Here is a 17,030-nt window from a genome sequence, read left to right as displayed (position 1 = left end):
CCGGCCGCCCGCCGATGATCGGACCATGAAACCGCACCCCACGCCCGTCAGCCTCACCGAGGCCCTGGCCTCGTTCGACGAGGTCTACAGCCCCCGCATCGTCGCCCGGATGAACGACTACGACGTGCGGATCGCCCACACCCTGGGCGACCACATCTGGCACGTGCACGAGGCCACCGACGAATTCTTCCTGGTGCTCGACGGCCGCTTCGACATCGCCCTGAGGGACGCCGACGGCAAGGAGACGACCGTCCACCTGACCAAGGGCGACACCTTCGTCGTCCCCCGGGGCACCGAGCACAAGCCGTCGTCACCGGGCGGCTCGATCCTGATGTTCGAGCCGTCGGGCACCCCGTCGACCGGGGACCGCCACGAGGGCGAGATCCCGGACCACGTGGACAGCACCACCGGACACGACCTCAACTGAACGGAGCCGGGCGGGCGCGGAAATCACCGCGCCCGCCCGGCTCCTGAGCCGTGTGCGGCCGTACGGGCGTCAGCCGCCCGCGCGCAGCAGCGCGGCCACGATCGGGCCCGCCGTGTCGCCGCCGTGGCCGCCCTCGGGGACCACACCGGCGGCCGCGAGGTCGCCGTTGTAGGCGGTGAACCAGCCGTTCGGCTTCTCCTGGTTGTCGACCTCGGCCGAGCCGGTCTTGGCGCCGAAGTCGCCGCTCATCCCGGACATCGCCTCGGCGGCGGTGCCCGAGGTGGCGGTCAGGCGCATCAGCTTGCGCAGCTGGTCCTTGGTGCTCGGCTTCATCGTCTTGCTCGCCTTGGCCAGCGTCCGGTTGTCCACGGACGGCGCGACCAGGTACGGCTGCCGGAAGGTGCCGGTGGAGGCCGTGGCCGACACCGACGCCATGTTGAGCGGGTTCATCCGCACCCCGCCCTGGCCGATCAGCGACGCGGCCTTGGAGGCGGCGGACTGGACCGGCACGGCGCCGTCGAAGGTGGGCACGCCGGTCTGCCAGTTGAGGCCGATGCCGAAGACGTCACGGGCCTCCTTCGTCAGATCGTCGTCCTTCAGCTTCGGCGCCTGGCTGATGAAGGCGGTGTTGCAGGAACGGGCGAAGCTCTGCTCGAACGTGCCGTTCTTGATCTCGAACTTCTTGTCGTTCTGGAACTTCCAGCCGCCGTAACTGAAGTACTTCGGGCACGGATGCGCCTTGCCGTACGCGGCCAGACCCTTGTCGATCAGCGTCGCCGAGGTGATGACCTTCATGGTCGAGCCCGGCGCGTACGAGCCCTGGAGCGCCGGGTTGAAGCCGCTCGCGGGGGAGTTGGCCACCGCGAGGATCTCGCCGGTGCTCGGCTTGACGGCCACGACCGACGCCTTGCTCTTCTTGCTCACCTGCTGTTCGGCGGTGCGCTGGAGCTTCGCGTCGATCGTCGTCTTCAGCGTGCCCGGGGTGCCCTTGGAGAGCACCTTCAGCGTCTCGTCGGGGGACTTGGAGCCCTTGGCGCGGGAGATGAACGTCTCCACGCCCGCCTTGCCGCCGGCCTTCTTGCCGTACCGCTCGCGCAGCCCGGACAGCACCCCCTTGAGGGTCGGGTGGTCGGTGGCGGTCAGCTCCGTGCCGTCCCGGTCGACGGCCTTGATCGGCGGTGCCTCGGACTCGCCGGTCTTCAGGGTGTCGCCCTTGCCCAGCTTGGGGTGGACGACCGAGGGCTGCCAGTCGACGACCGGCTTGCCCGTCTTGGTGTCGCGGGTCACGGACAGCGAGGATTCATACGTCCAGGGGACGCTGCTCTCACCGCTGTACGCGATCCGGGCGTTGACCGAGAACGGCACCTTGGCGCCGCTGGCCTGTCCCGGATTCAGCTCCACCTTGTCGATATGGGCCTTCTTGCGGTAGCCGCTCAGCGCCGCGGTGGCCGCGTCGCTGTCGTCCGTCAGGGCGGCGGCCTTCGCCGTCTCGCCCGCCGACCAGGCCGCCAGGAACGTACGGGCGGTGGTCTTGACCTCGGCCGCGCTGGGCGGGCCGGTCTTCACCTTCTTCACGGCGTTCTTTTCGTCGCCCGATGCCCCGGCGTTCGCGCCGTCCTTGGAACCCGACGAGTCATCCTGGCCGCTGCCGCAGCCGGCAACACTGACGACCATGGCGGCGAACACCGCACTGACGATCGCGGCTCTCGCGCCACTCCGCATGCAGAACCCCCACTGTGTTCTTCGAGTCCCCCCCACCGGTGCGGTGGGGGCCGCGGTCCGACGCACTCTACCGGCATCGTGTGAACCCGCCGCGACCGCTGGCGGAAGCGCTTCCTCCGGGGGCCGCGGCCGGGGTCAGATCCAGGTGTCCAGCCACATGCGGGCCCGCCAGGCATCCATCGGCACGGTCTGACCCGTGTACAGCGGGAAGAAGTAGATGAAGTTCCAGATGATGAGCAGGACGAGCGCGCCCGCGCCGACCGCGCCCACCACCCGCCGGGTCTCGGTGGCCCCCGGCGGGCCCAGCATCGCGCCGACCATCATGGCCACCGCCAGGCACAGGAACGGCACGAACACCACGGCGTAGAAGGAGAAGATCGTGCGGTCCTGGTAGAGGAACCACGGCAGATACCCGGCCGCGATCCCGCCCAGGACGGCGCCCGCCCGCCAGTCGCGCCGCAGCGCCCACCGGAACAGCAGGTAGAGCACCGCGAAGCAGGCCGCCCACCACAGCAGCGGGGTGCCCAGGGCCAGCACCTCGCGCGCGCACTTCTCGGCGGCGTCCTTGGGGCAGCCCTCCTGTCCGGCCCGCGGCGACTCGTAGAAGTACGAGACCGGCCGGGACTGGACCAGCCAGCTCCACGGGTTGGACTGGTAGACGTGCGGCGAGTCCAGGCCCACATGGAACTTGTAGACCTCGGTCTCGTAGTGCCACAGGCTGCGCAGCGGGTTGAGCAGCCAGTCGAAGGCGCCGCCGGTGCCGTAGCCGCCGCCGTCCGGCTTCGGCGACTCGGACCAGTGGCGGAAGTAGCCGCTGTGCTGCCAGCCGCGCGCCCGGCTGAAGCTGCCGCTCGCGGTGAACCAGCCCGACCAGGAGACGACGTAGGTGACGATCGCCACAGGCACCGTCGACAGGAACGCCCACGGCAGATCGCGCCGCAGCACCGTCCGGTAGGGGCGCGGGGCGCCCGCGGTGCGGCGCGCGCCGACGTCCCACAGGACGGCCATGAGGCCGAAGGCCGCGAGCACGTACAGCCCGTTCCACTTGGTGCCGATGGCCAGGCCCAGCAGCACCCCGGCCGCGATCCGCCACGGCCGCGCGCCCAGCTTGAGGCCCCAGCCGACCGTCGCGTCGGGCCGGGCGGAGCCGTCCTCGCCGGCCGGAAGCGCGGCCGCGAGCCGGGCCCGGGCCTTGTCCCGGTCGATGAGCAGGGCGCCGAAGGCGGCCAGCACGAAGAACATCAGCACCAGGTCGAGCAGGGCTGTGCGGCTCATCACATAGTGCAGTCCGTCCACCGCCATCAGCGCGCCCGCCAGGCAGCCGAGGAACGTCGAGCGGAAGAGCCGCCGCCCGATCCGGCACAGCATCAGCACCGACAGGGTGCCGAGCACGGCGACCATGAACCGCCAGCCGAAGGGGTGCAGCCCGAAGAACTGCTCGCCAAGGCCGATGACCCACTTGCCGACCGGCGGATGGACCACATAGGACGCGGCGTCGCTGAGCGGGATGTGCTGCGGCGTGTCGAGGATCTTGGCGTTGGCGGTCTTGGGCCAGGTGCCCTCGTACCCGAACTGCCAGATCGACCAGGCGTCCTTGGCGTAGTACGTCTCGTCGAATATGACGTTGTCCGGGCTGCCGAGGCGCCAGAAGCGGGTCAGCCCGGCGACGAGCGCGACCAGCAGCGGCCCGCCCCAGCCGCTCCAGCGGGCGATTCTGGCCGCCACCGCGGGGGTCGCCCCGAGCGTCTCCCACAGCCGGGTGCCCGGCGCGTGGTAGGGCGGGACGAGCCGTTCCCGTACGCCGGGCCGGGAGTGGCCCGCGTATCCGAAACGGCGCAGCCGACGCTGCCAGGCCGGCGGGTGCTGGCCGGCGGCTCGGCCCGGCTGGGCGTGGGTCGCGGTGTCACTGCTCACCGGGCCATCGTAGGGAAGCGGCCTGTGCGTGTGGCGTGGATCAGGTGGTGTCTCGCGGAAGCGGCGGCCGACGCGGCGGAAACGGCGGGCTGCGAGGATGGCCGGGTGACTGGAACGCTCGTACTCGCAGGGACCCCCATCGGCGACACCGCGGACGCGCCCCCGCGGCTGGCCGCCGAGCTGGTGGCGGCCGATGTGATCGCCGCCGAGGACACCCGGCGGCTGCGCCGGCTCACCCAGGCGCTGGACGTCCAGCCGGGCGGCCGGGTGGTGTCCTACTTCGAGGGCAACGAGTCGGCGCGCACCCCCGAACTGGTCGACGCGCTGGCGGGCGGCGCCCGGGTGCTGCTGGTCACCGACGCGGGCATGCCCTCGGTCTCCGACCCCGGCTACCGGCTGGTCGCCGCCGCCGTGGAGCGCGGCATCGCGGTCACCGCGGTGCCCGGCCCGTCCGCCGTGCTCACCGCGCTGGCCGTCTCCGGGCTGCCGGTGGACCGCTTCTGCTTCGAGGGCTTCCCGCCGCGCAAGGCGGGGGAGCGGCTGGGACGGCTGCGCGAGGCCGCCGGCGAGCGCCGCACCCTGGTCTACTTCGAGGCCCCGCACCGGCTGGCCGACACCCTGGCCGCCATGGCGGAGGTGTTCGGCGCGGACCGGCGGGCCGCGGTGTGCCGGGAGCTGACCAAGACGTACGAAGAGGTCCGGCGCGGCCCGCTGGAGGAGCTGGCGGCCTGGGCGGCGGAGGGCGTACGGGGTGAGATCACCATCGTCGTCGAAGGCGCCGCCGAGCCGGGCCCCGACGAGGCCGGTCCCGCCGAGCTGGCCCGCCGGGTCGCGGTGCGCGAGGCGGCCGGTGAGCGCCGCAAGGAGGCCATCGCGGCGGTCGCGCAGGCCGCCGGGATACCCAAACGGGTGGTGTTCGATGCGGTCGTGGCGGCAAAGAACGCGGCCGCGGACGGGCCACGCGAAGGTAAAGCGCACCACTGAAAGGCAAAGGGCAGACCTGCCGATCGGGCGGTTTCGATAGTGCACAGCTAAATCTGCGCCAAAGAGAGGGAAGACCTGCTGCGATCCCGCCGGGAAAAGCGTCCACTGGAGGAGAAGCGCGGGGACGTACCAATCCCGGAAGACTTGTCCTGCGGACAAGAGGAGCTGCCATGAGCGATATAGCGGGAGCCTCGAACGGCGTGCACCCGATAACCCGTCCCACCGAGGGCCCGGACGGCGGCGAGGTGGCCCACGAGGCCTACGCCTTCGCCTGCATGAAGTGCGGGCACGGCTGGGAACGGTCGTACGACATCGAACACCACGTGGACGGCGAGGGCCGGTCCTTCGTCGTGTACTTCACCGGCGGAAATCGCGTCCCGTCTCCGCTGACGAGCCCCGACTGCGTCAACTGCGGTGCGCATCTGGTGCGCATCATGCGCTCGGGCCAGGTCTCGTCGGTCCTGGAGAGCACGCGGCGCACGCGCCCCGTACCGGAGACGAGGACGGACGACGACGCGGACACCGCGAGCCCCACGCGGCGTCGTGGGCACCACTGGCACCTGTCGGATCTCCTGCACCCTTTTTCGCACCATCGCAAATGAGCCCGGTCAGGGTCAGCTGAGCGGCCAGGTGTGATTCACCCGACATTCATCGGCATTTATAGAATCACGCCCATGGCGCAATCAGCATCGACCCACGGCGGCAGCGGCGGAACGGGAAGCGGGAAGAACAACGGCGGACAAATCGGCAGGCAAAAGGAAAAGAACGCTCCGCCCCCGCTCCCGGACCCCCTGCGGGTCCCGGTCGCCGACTCGCACACCCATCTGGACATGCAGGCGGGAACCGTCGAGGACGCCCTCGCCAAGGCCGCCTCGGTCGGCGTGACGACCGTCGTCCAGGTGGGATGCGACCTCGCCGGGTCCCGGTGGGCGGCCGAGACCGCCGCCGCCCACGACGCCGTCTGGGCCACCGTCGCCTTGCATCCCAACGAGGCACCCCGCATCGTCCTGGGGGACCCCGACGGCTGGTCCCGGCAGGGCGCCCGGGAACCCGGCGGCGACCAAGCCCTCGACGCGGCCCTCGCCGAGATCGACACCCTCGCCGCCCTGCCCCAGGTCCGCGGCGTCGGCGAAACCGGCCTCGACTACTTCCGCACCGGCCCCGACGGCATGGCCGCCCAGGAGCGCTCCTTCCGCCGTCACATCGACATCGCCAAGCGGCACGGCAAGGCCCTGGTCATCCACGACCGGGAGGCCCACGACGACGTCCTGCGGGTGCTCGCCGAGGAGGGCGCCCCCGACACCGTCGTCTTCCACTGCTACTCCGGCGACGCCGCCATGGCCAAGGTGTGCGCGGAGCACGGCTACTACATGTCGTTCGCCGGAAACGTCACCTTCAAGAACGCCCAGCCGCTGCGCGACGCCCTCGCCGTCGCCCCCCTCGGCCTCCTCCTCGTGGAGACCGACGCGCCCTTCCTCACCCCCGCGCCCTACCGCGGACGGCCTAACGCTCCGTATCTGATTCCGTTCACCCTGCGCGCCATGGCCGACGTCAAGGGCGTCCCCGAAGACACCCTGGCGACCGCCGTGGCGGCCAACACCGCGCGCGTCTTCGGCTATCCGGCCCCCTCGGCCATTGGGGACGCAGGGTAGTCAACTCGCTTTGGAGAGTGACGGAACACTCCGCTACAGTCCGCGGCGCCCCTGACCGTGGACCCGTGGAGTGTTGTTGTCGTGAGCCGTACGCAGGGCAGCCACCGCGACCCGGGCGGCCGTGCCGCCGCCCGCCGAGCCGCCCGGCGCGGACGCCCCCCGGCCCGCACCGGCCCGGTGCGGCGGCTGCTGCCCCAGGCACTAGTGGTCGCCGCCCTGGCCGGGGGCACCTCCGCCTTCGTCGCCCAGGACAAGGCGGTACGGCTCAGCGTCGACGGCCACGAGCGCACGCTGCACACCTACGCCGACGACGTCGCCGAACTCCTCGCCGACGAGGACGTCGACGTCAGCCCGCACGACATCGTCGCCCCCGCCCCCGGCCAACCCCTCGCCAGCGGCGACGAGATCGCCGTCCGCTACGGCCGCCCCGTCACCCTCACCGTCGACGGCGAACGCCGCCGGGTCTGGACCACCGCCGACACCGTCGACGGAGCGCTGCGCCAACTCGGCGTCCGCGCCGACGGCGCCCACCTGTCCGCCTCCCGCTCCGCCGCCATCACCCGGCAGGGGCTGGACCTCGACGTCCGCACCGAGCGCACCGTCACCTTCCGCGCCGACGGACGCACCCACCCCGTCCGCACCAACGCCGCCACCATCGGCGAAGCGCTCACCGAAGCCCGGCTCACCCTGCACGGCCACGACACCACGTCCGTCCCGCTGGACAGCTTCCCGCGCGACGGCCAGATGGTGAAGATCATGCGCATCACCGGCGGCAGGGAGACCCGCCTGACGCCGGTCCCCTTCCCCACGCTCCAGCGCGCCGACCCCACCCTCTTCAAGGGCACCCGGCTCGTCGCCCGCGAGGGCCGCCCCGGCACCCTGCGCACCGTCTACCGGGTGCGCACCGTCAACGGCGTACGGCAGCCGCCCCGGAAGCTGCGCTCCGAGATCGTCCGAGCGCCCGTGGCCCGCATCGTCCGGGTCGGCACCATGACCGCGCCCACCGCCGTCGCCGGAGCCGACCGGCTCAACTGGCAGGCCATGGCCCACTGCGAATCCGGCGGCCGCCCCGGCGCGGTCGACAGCTCCGGCCGCTACGGCGGGCTCTACCAGCTCGACCGCCGGACCTGGCACGCCCTCGGCGGCCACGGCAGCCCCCAGGACGCGCCCCCCGCCGAGCAGACCTACCGGGCCAAGAAGCTGTACGTCCAGCGCGGCTCCGCCCCCTGGCCGCACTGCGGCCAGAAGCTGCGCCAGTGAAGGCTGCGCCAGTGAAGGCTGCGCCAGTGAAGGCTGCGCCAGTGAAGGCTGCGCCAGTGAAGGCTGCGCCAGTGAAGGCTGCGGCAGTGGAGGCTGCGGCAGTGAACGGCGCGGCGGCCGGGCCGTAAGCTTTCCCGGTGAGCTCCACCGACCCCGGCACCACCGACGCCCTGCTGGGCCCCGCCGACATCCGCGACCTCGCGGCCCGCCTCGGCGTACGTCCCACCAAGCAGCGCGGCCAGAACTTCGTCATCGACGCCAACACGGTGCGCCGCATCGTGCGCACCGCCGAGGTGCGGCCCGACGACGTCGTCGTCGAGGTCGGCCCCGGTCTCGGCTCGCTGACCCTGGCCCTGCTGGAGGCCGCAGACCGGGTCACCGCGGTCGAGATCGACGACGTACTGGCCGCCGCCCTCCCGGCCACCGTGGCCGCCCGGCTGCCCGAGCGGGCCGACCGCTTCGCGCTCGTCCACTCCGACGCGCTGCACATCACCGACCTCCCGGGACCCGCCCCGACCGCCCTGGTCGCGAACCTCCCGTACAACGTGGCCGTCCCGGTCCTGCTCCACATGCTCGCCCGCTTCCCCACCATCGAGCGCACCCTGGTGATGGTGCAGTCCGAGGTCGCCGACCGCCTCGCCGCCCCGCCCGGCTCCAAGGTCTACGGCGTGCCCTCGGTGAAGGCCGCCTGGTACGCGCACGTCAAGCGCGCGGGCGCCATCGGCCGCAGCGTCTTCTGGCCCGCCCCCAACGTCGACTCCGGCCTCGTCTCCCTGACCCGCCGCACCGAACCCCTCGCGACGACCGCCTCCCGCGACGAGGTCTTCGCCGTCGTCGACGCCGCCTTCGCCCAACGCCGCAAGACCCTGCGCGCCGCCCTGTCCGGCTGGGCGGGCTCGGCCCCCGCCGCCGAAGCAGCCCTGACGGCGGCGGGCATCTCCCCCCAGGCCCGCGGGGAGTCGCTGACGGTGGAGGACTTCGCCGCGATCGCCGAACACCGCCCCACCACCTGACCACACGCCGCAAGCGGCACCCGGGGCGAGCCTTTCCCCACCCCGCCCCTTCCCGACCCGGGGCTCCGCCCCGGACCCGGGTGGGGGCTCCGCCCCCACGCCCCCGCTCCTCAAACGCCGGAGAGGCTGGGGCGGGGTGGGGGACGGCCCGCCGCAGGCGCCTGCGGCCCGCGGCGGGGGCGGTCCGCCGTAGGCGGGACAATGGGCCGCACCGGAGACGACACCCGAACCCCCACCAAGGAGCCCCGTGACCCGCCCCGTGACCGCCCGCGTCCCCGCGAAGGTCAACGTTCAGCTCGCGGTCGGCGGCCTGCGCCCCGACGGCTTCCACGACCTGGCCAACGTCTTCCTCGCCGTCGGGCTCCACGACGAGGTCACGGCCACCCCCGCCGACACCCTCCGCATCACCGTCGAGGGCGCCGACGCCGCGCACGTCCCCACCGACCACACCAACCTCGCCGCCCGCGCGGCGCTCGCGCTCGCGGCCCGTCACGGCAGGGCGCCGGCCGTGCACCTGCACATCACCAAGAGCATCCCCGTCGCCGGCGGCATGGCGGGCGGCAGCGCGGACGCCGCCGGGGCCCTGCTGGCGTGCGACGCGCTGTGGGGGACCCGGACGAGCCGCACCGAACTCCTCGCGCTCTGCGCCGACCTGGGCAGCGACGTCCCGTTCAGCCTGGTCGGCGGGGCGGCCCTCGGCCGGGGCCGGGGGGAGCTGCTGACGCCGCTGGAGACGGGCGGCACGTTCCACTGGGTGTTCGCGGTGGCGGACGGCGGGCTGTCCACTCCGGCCGTCTACCGGGAGTGCGACCGCCTCCGGGAGGAGACCGGGACGGGCGCGACGGTCGCGACGATCCCCGACCCCGAGCCCTCGGATGCGCTGCTCACGGCGCTGCGCACCGGCGACCCGACCGCGCTGGCCGCCGCCGTGACCAATGATCTGCAGCCCGCCGCGCTCTCGCTGCGCCCGGCGCTCGCCGAGACGCTGCGCGCGGGCGCGGACGCCGGCGCGCTCGCCTCGCTGGTGTCCGGTTCCGGCCCGACCTGCGCGTTCCTGGCGAAGGACGCGGAGGCCGCCCAGCACGTGGCCACCGCGCTCGCGGCCTCCCGCACCTGCCGCACCGTACGGACGGCGTCCGGCCCGGTGCCCGGGGCGACGGTCACCACTGCCTGACCGCGACTACCCTGGGACGTCGATCGATCCGCGTATCAGGAGTGTGATGGCCACCAACTTGGTCAACGTCGAAGCCGTCAGCAAGGTGTACGGCACCCGTGCGCTGCTGGACGGCGTGTCCCTCGGGGTCAACGAGGGGGACAGGATCGGCGTCGTCGGCCGGAACGGGGACGGGAAGACCACGCTCATCCGGATCCTCGCCAAGCTCGAACCCGCCGACGACGGCCGCGTCACCCACGTCGGGGAGCTGCGTCTCGGCGTGCTCACCCAGCACGATTCGCTCGACCCCGCCGCCACCGTCCGGCACGAGGTGATCGGCGACCTCGCCGACCACGAGTGGGCGGGCGACGCCAAGATCCGGGACATCCTCACCGGGCTGTTCGGCGGGCTCGACCTGCCCGCCTTCCCGCAGGGCCTGGACACCGTCATCGGCCCGCTGTCCGGCGGCGAGCGCCGCCGCATCGCGCTCGCCAAGCTGCTGATCGCCGAGCAGGACCTGATCGTCCTGGACGAGCCGACCAACCACCTCGACGTCGAGGGCATCTCCTGGCTGGCCGGACATCTGCGGGCCCGCCGCTCGGCGCTGGTGGTCGTCACCCACGACCGCTGGTTCCTCGACCAGGTCTGCACCCGCATGTGGGACGTGCAGCGCGGCGCGGTGCACGAGTACGAGGGCGGCTACAGCGACTACGTCTTCGCCCGGGCCGAGCGCGAGCGCATCGCCGCCAGCGAGGAGGCCAAGCGGCAGAACCTGATGCGCAAGGAGCTGGCCTGGCTGCGCCGCGGCGCCCCGGCCCGCACCAGCAAGCCGCGCTTCCGTATCGAGGCGGCGAACGCGCTGATCGCGGACGTCCCGCCGCCGCGCGACAACGCCGAGCTGATGAAGTTCGCGAACTCCCGCCTCGGCAAGACCGTCTTCGAGCTGGAGGACGTGACCGTCACCGCCGGGCCGAAGCTGCTGCTCAAGCATCTGACCTGGCAACTGGGCCCCGGCGACCGGATCGGCCTGGTGGGCGTGAACGGCGCGGGCAAGACGTCGCTGCTGCGCGCGCTCGCCGAGGCGGCGCGCAGCGAGGGCGAACAGCAGCCCGCCAGCGGCCGGATCGTCGTCGGCAAGACCGTCAAGCTCGCGTATCTGTCGCAGGAGGTCGCCGAACTCGACCGGAACCTGCGCGTCCTGGAGGCCGTCGAGCAGGTGCGGCAGCGCGTCGACCTGGGCAAGGGCCGGGAGATGACCGCATCGCAGCTGTGCGAGAAGTTCGGCTTCACCAAGGAGAAGCAGTGGACGCCGGTCGGCGATCTGTCCGGCGGTGAGCGGCGCCGGCTGCAGATCCTGCGGCTGCTGATGGACGAGCCCAACGTGCTGTTCCTGGACGAGCCGACCAACGACCTGGACATCGAGACCCTGACCCAGCTGGAGGACGTCCTCGACAGCTGGCCGGGCTCGCTCGTGGTCATCAGCCACGACCGGTACTTCCTGGAGCGCACCACCGACCGGGTGCAGGCCCTGCTGGGCGACGCCACGCTGCGCATGCTGCCGCGCGGGGTGGACGAGTACCTGGAGCGGCGGCAGCGGGCGCTGGCCGCGGCGCCGCCCCAGGCCGGCTCCGGCAAGCAGAAGGCCGCCGAGGCGCCGTCCGGCGGGCAGCGGTCGGCGGCCGAGCAGCGGGCCGCGAAGAAGGAACTCCAGAAGATCGAGCGGCGGCTGGACCGCATCAGCGAGCAGGAGTCCACGCTGCACGCCCGGATCGCCGAGGACGCCACGGACTTCGCCCGGGTCGCAGAGCTGGACGCCAAGCTGCGGGAACTGACGGGGGAGCGCGACGAACTGGAGACGCGCTGGCTGGAACTCGCCGACGACGCGTGAGCAACGGTCGCGTCACGGGCCGGTCTCAGCTGCTCGATGAGTTGGCGACCGGTCCGTGGCTTGTCATGACCGGGTGATACAAAGAACTCCCGCCTTGCCCTGCTGCTCACCGGCGGGTCGCATGTCCGATTCACTCCATCCTGGCGGGCCTTGGCAACAAACGCCGCCGGGATAGCGGGGGAGGCCGAGTCGGTCCATGGGCTCGCGCACAGAGGAATACCCATGTCACAGCCGCCTCCGCCGCCGAATCAGCCGCCGCAGGGCGGCTTCGGCGCGCCGCAGGAGCCGAGTTACGGCTATCCGCAGCAGCCGCCCGTAGCGCCTCCGCCGCCCCCCGGCCCGCCGCCGCAGCCGCCGCAGACGCCCCCGCAGGGCGCGGGCGGTTACGGCTACCCGGGGCAGTCGGTGCACGCGGCGCCCACCCAGGCGGGCATCCCGAACCCGTACCAGCAGCAGCACGGCCAGCAGCAGTACGGGCAGCAATTCGGCCAGCAGCCCTACGGCCAGCAGAGCTACGGCTACCCGCCCCAGCCGCAGTACCCGGGCGGCCCGGGCCAGGGCGGCGGCCCCGGCAGCGGCCGGTCGAAGCAGCGGATGACGGTCGTCGTCAGCGCGGTGGTCGCGGTCGCGCTGGTCATCGGCGGCGGCATATGGTTCGCCACCAGCGGCGGCGACGACACCGACGACCAGGCCAAGGACAAGCAGACCAGCCAGGGAAGCACCGGCGGCGGCACCGGCGGCACCAAGAACAAGCCCGCGCCCAAGACGGTCAACGCCCGGCTGATCAACAAGCTCCCGATGCCGAAGGTCGACGACCAGGTCACGGTCGACGGCATGTGGGCCACCGACGACACGTTCGTGAAGGCCGGGGTCAACAAGATCGACGGCTATCCGCTGGACGGCGGCACGGCGAAGTGGTCGATCCCGCTGGCCGGCGCGGTCTGCTGGTCCTCGGAGCACGTCTCCGAGGACGGTCTGACGGCGGTCCTCTACCAGGAGGCCAAGCCCTCCAAGGAGGACAAGTACCCCAGCTGCAACCAGGTCGCGCTGCTGGACCTGAAGAACGGCAAGATGCGCTGGCACCGGGACATCAGCGAGGGGGACGAGAAGGTCTCCTTCGACGAGGTGACCTACGGCGGCGGTACGGTCGCCGCGGGCGGCACCAGCGGCGGCGCGGCCTGGTCGACGGCGGGCAAGGAGCTGTGGAAGCCGAAGGCCGAGGACGACTGCGAGGACCGCGGGTACGCCGGCGGTGACACCAAGCTGGTCGCGGTGCGCCAGTGCGGTGAGTACGACAACCCGCAGATCCAGGTCCAGACGCTGAACCCGAAGACGGGCGCGGTGAAGTCCGCGTACAAGGTGTCGCAGGGCATCGACTACGTGCACATCGCGTCCACCGACCCGCTGGTGATCGCGGTCGACGCGGGCGACTCGACCGGCTCCGGGGTCTCGGACTACCTGTCCATCGACGACAGCGCCAAGACCGGTACGGTGCGCGCGAAGATCAGCACCGAGAACGGCAAGTACCAGGCCAAATGCCCCTCGACCAGCGTCGAGGGCTGCCGCCAGATCGCCATCAGCAAGTCGACCGACGCACTCTTCCTGGGCTCGGAGGACCGCAACAGCTACGACAGCACCACCACCGCCAACGAGATCGTGGCGTTCAGCCTGGCGACCGGCAAGCCGGTCGGCAAGGCGGACGGCGTCAAGCGCGCCGCGATGACCCCGCTCGGGCTCGACAAGGACGGCTTCGTGCTCGCCTACCAGGAGAGCACCTACGACGAGGGCGGCGCGGTCTGGCGCATCGACCCCAAGTCGTACGAGAAGGCGAAGCTGCTCCAGAACCCGGGCGACAGCGGGGAGATGGAGTTGAAGTTCAGCCCCACCTACTCGGAGATGATCTACGCCAACCAGCGGCTGTACATGAGCACCGTCTACGCCGACAAGCCCTCCGGCTCGTACGACAAGGACGACCCGCTGGCCCTCATCTTCGGCGGCAGCTGACCGCACCGGCGCACGCCCCCGGCGGCCCCGCCCGTACGCACCGTACGGGCGGGGCCGCCGCCGTTTTTCTCCATGATCGAATCCGCCCCCGAGGCAGGCCACATCGGTCTGTTTCGGACGCCAATCAGATGTCAAGTAGGCGTAGATAGGCGGGATTTCGGCATTCCGGGGGGCTTCTTCCGGGTAAGGGGCGCGCGACGTCGAACAAGCGTGTAGCTTCCCGGGGCAAAGGGGGGAAACTCATGGGTGTGCGACTCATGGTGGTCGATGACCACCGCCTGCTCGCGGAGGCCCTCGCCTCGGCGTTGAAGCTGCGCGGGCACCGGGTGCTCGCCGCGGCCGCGCCGAGCGCGGGAGCGGCGGAGCTGGTGGTGAGCCGGGCACCGGAGGTGTGTCTGCTGGGGACGGCGGCACCCGCCGATCCGGGCGTGTTCGAACCGGTCGTGCGGATCAAGAAGGAGCGGCCGCAGGTCGCTGTGGTGGTGCTCGGCCCGGTGCCGAACCCGCGCGGCATCGCCGCCGCGTTCGCCGCGGGCGCCTCCGGTTACGTCCGGCACGACGAGCGGATCGAGGGCGTCGAGCGCGCCATGATGAAGGCGCGCGCGGGCGAGGCGGCGGTGGCCCCGCAGCTGTTGCAGGGGGCGTTCGCGGAGCTGCTGAACCCCGCGGCCCAGCCGGACGACGAGGGGGCCCGGCTGCTGCGCATGCTGACCCCGCGCGAGGTCGAGGTCCTCATGCGGGTCGCGGAGGGCGAGGACACCCGGCTGATCGCCGCGGGCATGGGGATCGCGCCCAGCACGGCGCGCACCCATGTGCAGCGGGTGCTGATGAAGCTCGGCGTGGGGTCCCGGCTGGAGGCGGCGGCGCTGGCGGCGCGCACCGGCCTGCTGGACCGGGCGGCCACGCGCCGCACCCCCTAGATCACTCTTCCGCGTCCCCGGGCCGGGCGGGGCCCTGCTCGGGGGCGGGGTGCGGGGCGGGCAGCGGCCTGAGTTTCATCCAGAGCAGGAAGAGCAGGCCGAGGACGAGCATGCACACGCCCGTCCACAGGTTGATGTTGATGTTCTCGGCCTTTTTCAGGTCCGCGTCGGAGGCGGTGATACCGGCGATCGTGACGATGATCCCGTAGATCACGAACAGCCCGCCGATGATGCGCCGCACGTCGAAGAGCCGGGCCGCGGTCGCCGACCTCCCCTCCAGCTCCTCGACCTCGTGCTGGTACTCGTAGTCGTCACTCATGGCGCGGGTTCCTTGTCCGCAGGAGGGTCACAGGGAGAACGGGATGTAGCACAGGGCCGCGAGGACGATCGCGCTCCAGCCCAGCAGCGCGGGCCGCCGGTACCAGGCCTCGTCGCCCGGCGCCGCGGGTTCGGCCAGGCCGGGGGCGGTGGTTCCGTAGACCAGACCGGCCAGCGACTGCTCCGGCTTGGGCTTGGTGAACGGGGTGATCGCGACCATCACCACCCCGCCGACCACGAACGCCACGATGGCGGAGACGAAGTTGGCGCCCTGGTCGCTGGGGATGGAGATGACGCCCTCCTTGTAGAACCAGAAGTAGTTGATCATCGCGGCGACGGTGCCGGAGAGCAGCCCCCAGAACCCGGCCGGGGCGGTGGCCCGCCGCCAGAACATGCCGATGATGAAGACGCAGAACAGCGGCACGTTGAAGAACGAGAACAGGGTCTGCAGGTAGTTCATGATGTTGCTGAACGAGGACGCGATGAACGCCGTCCCCATCCCGGCCAGGACGCCGATCGCGGTCACCACCCGCCCCGTCAGCAGGTAGTACTCGTCCACGCGGCCCTTTCTGATGTACGCCCGCCAGATGTCGTTGGTGAAGACCGTGTTGAAGGACGAGACGTTGGCCGCCATGCCCGCCATGAAGGCGGCGAGCAGCCCGGTCACCGCCACGCCCAGCACGCCGTTGGGCAGCAGTTCGCTCATCAGCAGCGGGATCGCGTCGTTGTACTGCAGACCGCTCTTGGTGGAGCCGATCTTCGGCGCGATGACCAGGGCGATGAGCCCCGGGACCACCACGATCAGCGGGATGAACATCTTGGGGAAGGCGGCGATCAGCGGGGTGCGCTGGGCGGCCGAGAGGTTCTTGGCGGACAGCGCGCGCTGCACCTCGGCGAAGTTGGTCGTCCAGTAGCCGAAGCTCAGGCAGAAGCCGAGGCCGAGCACGATGGTCAGCCAGTTGGCGCCCAGCGGGTTGTCCGAGCCGATGCCGGTGCCGCCCCAGGCGGAGGTGAAGTTCGGGCCGTGGGACGCTTCGAGGGAGTCCTTGAGCCCGCCGAAGCCGCCGACCCGCCTGAGGCCGACGACGGTGAGCGGGATGAGCGCGGCGAGGATGACGAAGAACTGCAGCACCTCGTTGTAGATCGCCGAGGAGAGCCCGCCCAGGGTGATGTACGCGAGCACGAACAGCCCGGCGACGACGATGGCCACCCACTGCGGCCAGCCGAGCAGCGCCTCGACGACGATGGCCATCGCGTAGAGGTTGACGCCCGCGATCAGCACGGACGCCACGGAGAAGATGATCGAGCTGAGCAGATGCGAGGACGGCCCGTAGCGGTGCAGCAGGAATTCGGGCACCGACCTGACCTTGGAGCCGTAGTAGAACGGCATCATGACCAGGCCGAGGAAGACCATGGCCGGAATGGCGCCGACCCAGTACCAGTGCACGGTGTAGACGCCGTACTGGGCGCCGTTGGCCGCCATTCCCAGGATCTCCAGGGCGCCCAGGTTGGCGGCGACGAAGGCGAGGCCGGTGACCCACGCGGGCAGTGACCGGCCGGAGAGAAAGAAGTCCAGGCTGGTCTTCACACTGCGTCTGGCGGCGAATCCGACGCCGAGGACGACGGCGAAGTACAGGATCAGGATCGTGTAGTCGAGGGCATTGGTGGGGAGCCGTAGACCTGCTGCCAGAAGGTGCATAAATCACAATCCTGCTCTATTCGGACGCCTTCCTGGTGCATTGACGTCACTGTTGACTTGTGGTTCATTATGTTTA

14 protein-coding genes are annotated in these 17,030 nt (G+C 71.5%); 10 read left to right on the top strand and 4 right to left on the bottom strand.

The window, feature by feature from the left end; all coding sequences use genetic code 11:
* Positions 1-25: 25 nt before the first annotated feature.
* Complete coding sequence (locus tag ACFZCY_RS11130) at positions 26-427, top strand: cupin domain-containing protein (protein ID WP_391171224.1); 402 nt, start codon at positions 26-28, stop codon at positions 425-427.
* 69 nt (positions 428-496) lie between these two features.
* Here the strand turns inward: ACFZCY_RS11130 and ACFZCY_RS11125 are convergent, their stop codons facing one another.
* Positions 497-2,149 (bottom strand): penicillin-binding transpeptidase domain-containing protein, encoded by a 1,653-nt coding sequence (locus tag ACFZCY_RS11125; RefSeq protein WP_391171222.1) that lies wholly within the window; start codon positions 2,147-2,149, stop codon positions 497-499.
* A 135-nt stretch (positions 2,150-2,284) separates the two neighbouring features.
* Positions 2,285-4,063 (bottom strand): phospholipid carrier-dependent glycosyltransferase, encoded by a 1,779-nt coding sequence (locus ACFZCY_RS11120; RefSeq protein WP_391171220.1) that lies wholly within the window; start codon positions 4,061-4,063, stop codon positions 2,285-2,287.
* 105 nt (positions 4,064-4,168) lie between these two features.
* On the opposite strand from ACFZCY_RS11120, the gene rsmI reads away from it, so the two are divergent.
* From rsmI to ACFZCY_RS11075, 9 genes are all read left to right on the top strand, one after another.
* Positions 4,169-5,047 carry a 16S rRNA (cytidine(1402)-2'-O)-methyltransferase gene (gene rsmI / locus ACFZCY_RS11115; RefSeq protein WP_391171218.1) on the top strand — a complete coding sequence of 293 codons (879 nt, stop codon included), beginning with the start codon at positions 4,169-4,171 and terminating at the stop codon, positions 5,045-5,047.
* A gap of 170 nt (positions 5,048-5,217) precedes the next feature.
* Positions 5,218-5,649 (top strand): hypothetical protein, encoded by a 432-nt coding sequence (locus ACFZCY_RS11110; protein WP_391171216.1) that lies wholly within the window; start codon positions 5,218-5,220, stop codon positions 5,647-5,649.
* Between the two features lie 72 nt (positions 5,650-5,721).
* Complete coding sequence (locus ACFZCY_RS11105) at positions 5,722-6,699, top strand: TatD family hydrolase (RefSeq protein WP_391171214.1); 978 nt, start codon at positions 5,722-5,724, stop codon at positions 6,697-6,699.
* An 81-nt stretch (positions 6,700-6,780) separates the two neighbouring features.
* Positions 6,781-7,959 (top strand): ubiquitin-like domain-containing protein, encoded by a 1,179-nt coding sequence (locus tag ACFZCY_RS11100; protein WP_391171212.1) that lies wholly within the window; start codon positions 6,781-6,783, stop codon positions 7,957-7,959.
* Positions 7,960-8,096: 137 nt separating this feature from the next.
* Positions 8,097-8,972: a 16S rRNA (adenine(1518)-N(6)/adenine(1519)-N(6))-dimethyltransferase RsmA gene (gene rsmA / locus ACFZCY_RS11095; protein WP_391171210.1), complete on the top strand. Its 876-nt coding sequence runs from the start codon at positions 8,097-8,099 to the stop codon at positions 8,970-8,972.
* A gap of 247 nt (positions 8,973-9,219) precedes the next feature.
* A complete protein-coding gene (locus ACFZCY_RS11090; RefSeq protein WP_391171208.1) occupies positions 9,220-10,146 on the top strand; it encodes a 4-(cytidine 5'-diphospho)-2-C-methyl-D-erythritol kinase in 927 nt (308 codons plus the stop codon).
* 46 nt (positions 10,147-10,192) lie between these two features.
* Entirely contained in the window at positions 10,193-12,013 is a 1,821-nt protein-coding gene (locus ACFZCY_RS11085; RefSeq protein ID WP_391171206.1) for an ATP-binding cassette domain-containing protein, read from the top strand.
* A 222-nt stretch (positions 12,014-12,235) separates the two neighbouring features.
* On the top strand, positions 12,236-14,017 hold the full coding sequence (locus ACFZCY_RS11080; RefSeq protein ID WP_391171204.1) for a hypothetical protein: 1,782 nt from the start codon (positions 12,236-12,238) through the stop codon (positions 14,015-14,017).
* A 242-nt stretch (positions 14,018-14,259) separates the two neighbouring features.
* Positions 14,260-14,937 carry a LuxR C-terminal-related transcriptional regulator gene (locus ACFZCY_RS11075; protein ID WP_391171202.1) on the top strand — a complete coding sequence of 226 codons (678 nt, stop codon included), beginning with the start codon at positions 14,260-14,262 and terminating at the stop codon, positions 14,935-14,937.
* A gap of 1 nt (position 14,938) precedes the next feature.
* Here ACFZCY_RS11075 and ACFZCY_RS11070 read toward each other — a convergent pair whose 3' ends face one another.
* On the bottom strand, positions 14,939-15,256 hold the full coding sequence (locus tag ACFZCY_RS11070) for a hypothetical protein (RefSeq protein WP_391171200.1): 318 nt from the start codon (positions 15,254-15,256) through the stop codon (positions 14,939-14,941).
* 27 nt (positions 15,257-15,283) lie between these two features.
* Positions 15,284-16,954 carry a sodium/solute symporter gene (locus ACFZCY_RS11065; protein WP_391171198.1) on the bottom strand — a complete coding sequence of 557 codons (1,671 nt, stop codon included), beginning with the start codon at positions 16,952-16,954 and terminating at the stop codon, positions 15,284-15,286.
* Positions 16,955-17,030 lie beyond the last annotated feature (76 nt).

Source organism: Streptomyces sp. NPDC007983, from assembly GCF_042958345.1.
Lineage (GTDB): Bacteria > Actinomycetota > Actinomycetes > Streptomycetales > Streptomycetaceae > Streptomyces.
The sequence above is the reverse complement of the archived record's forward strand: the minus strand, read 5'-3'. Positions and strand labels throughout refer to the sequence as shown.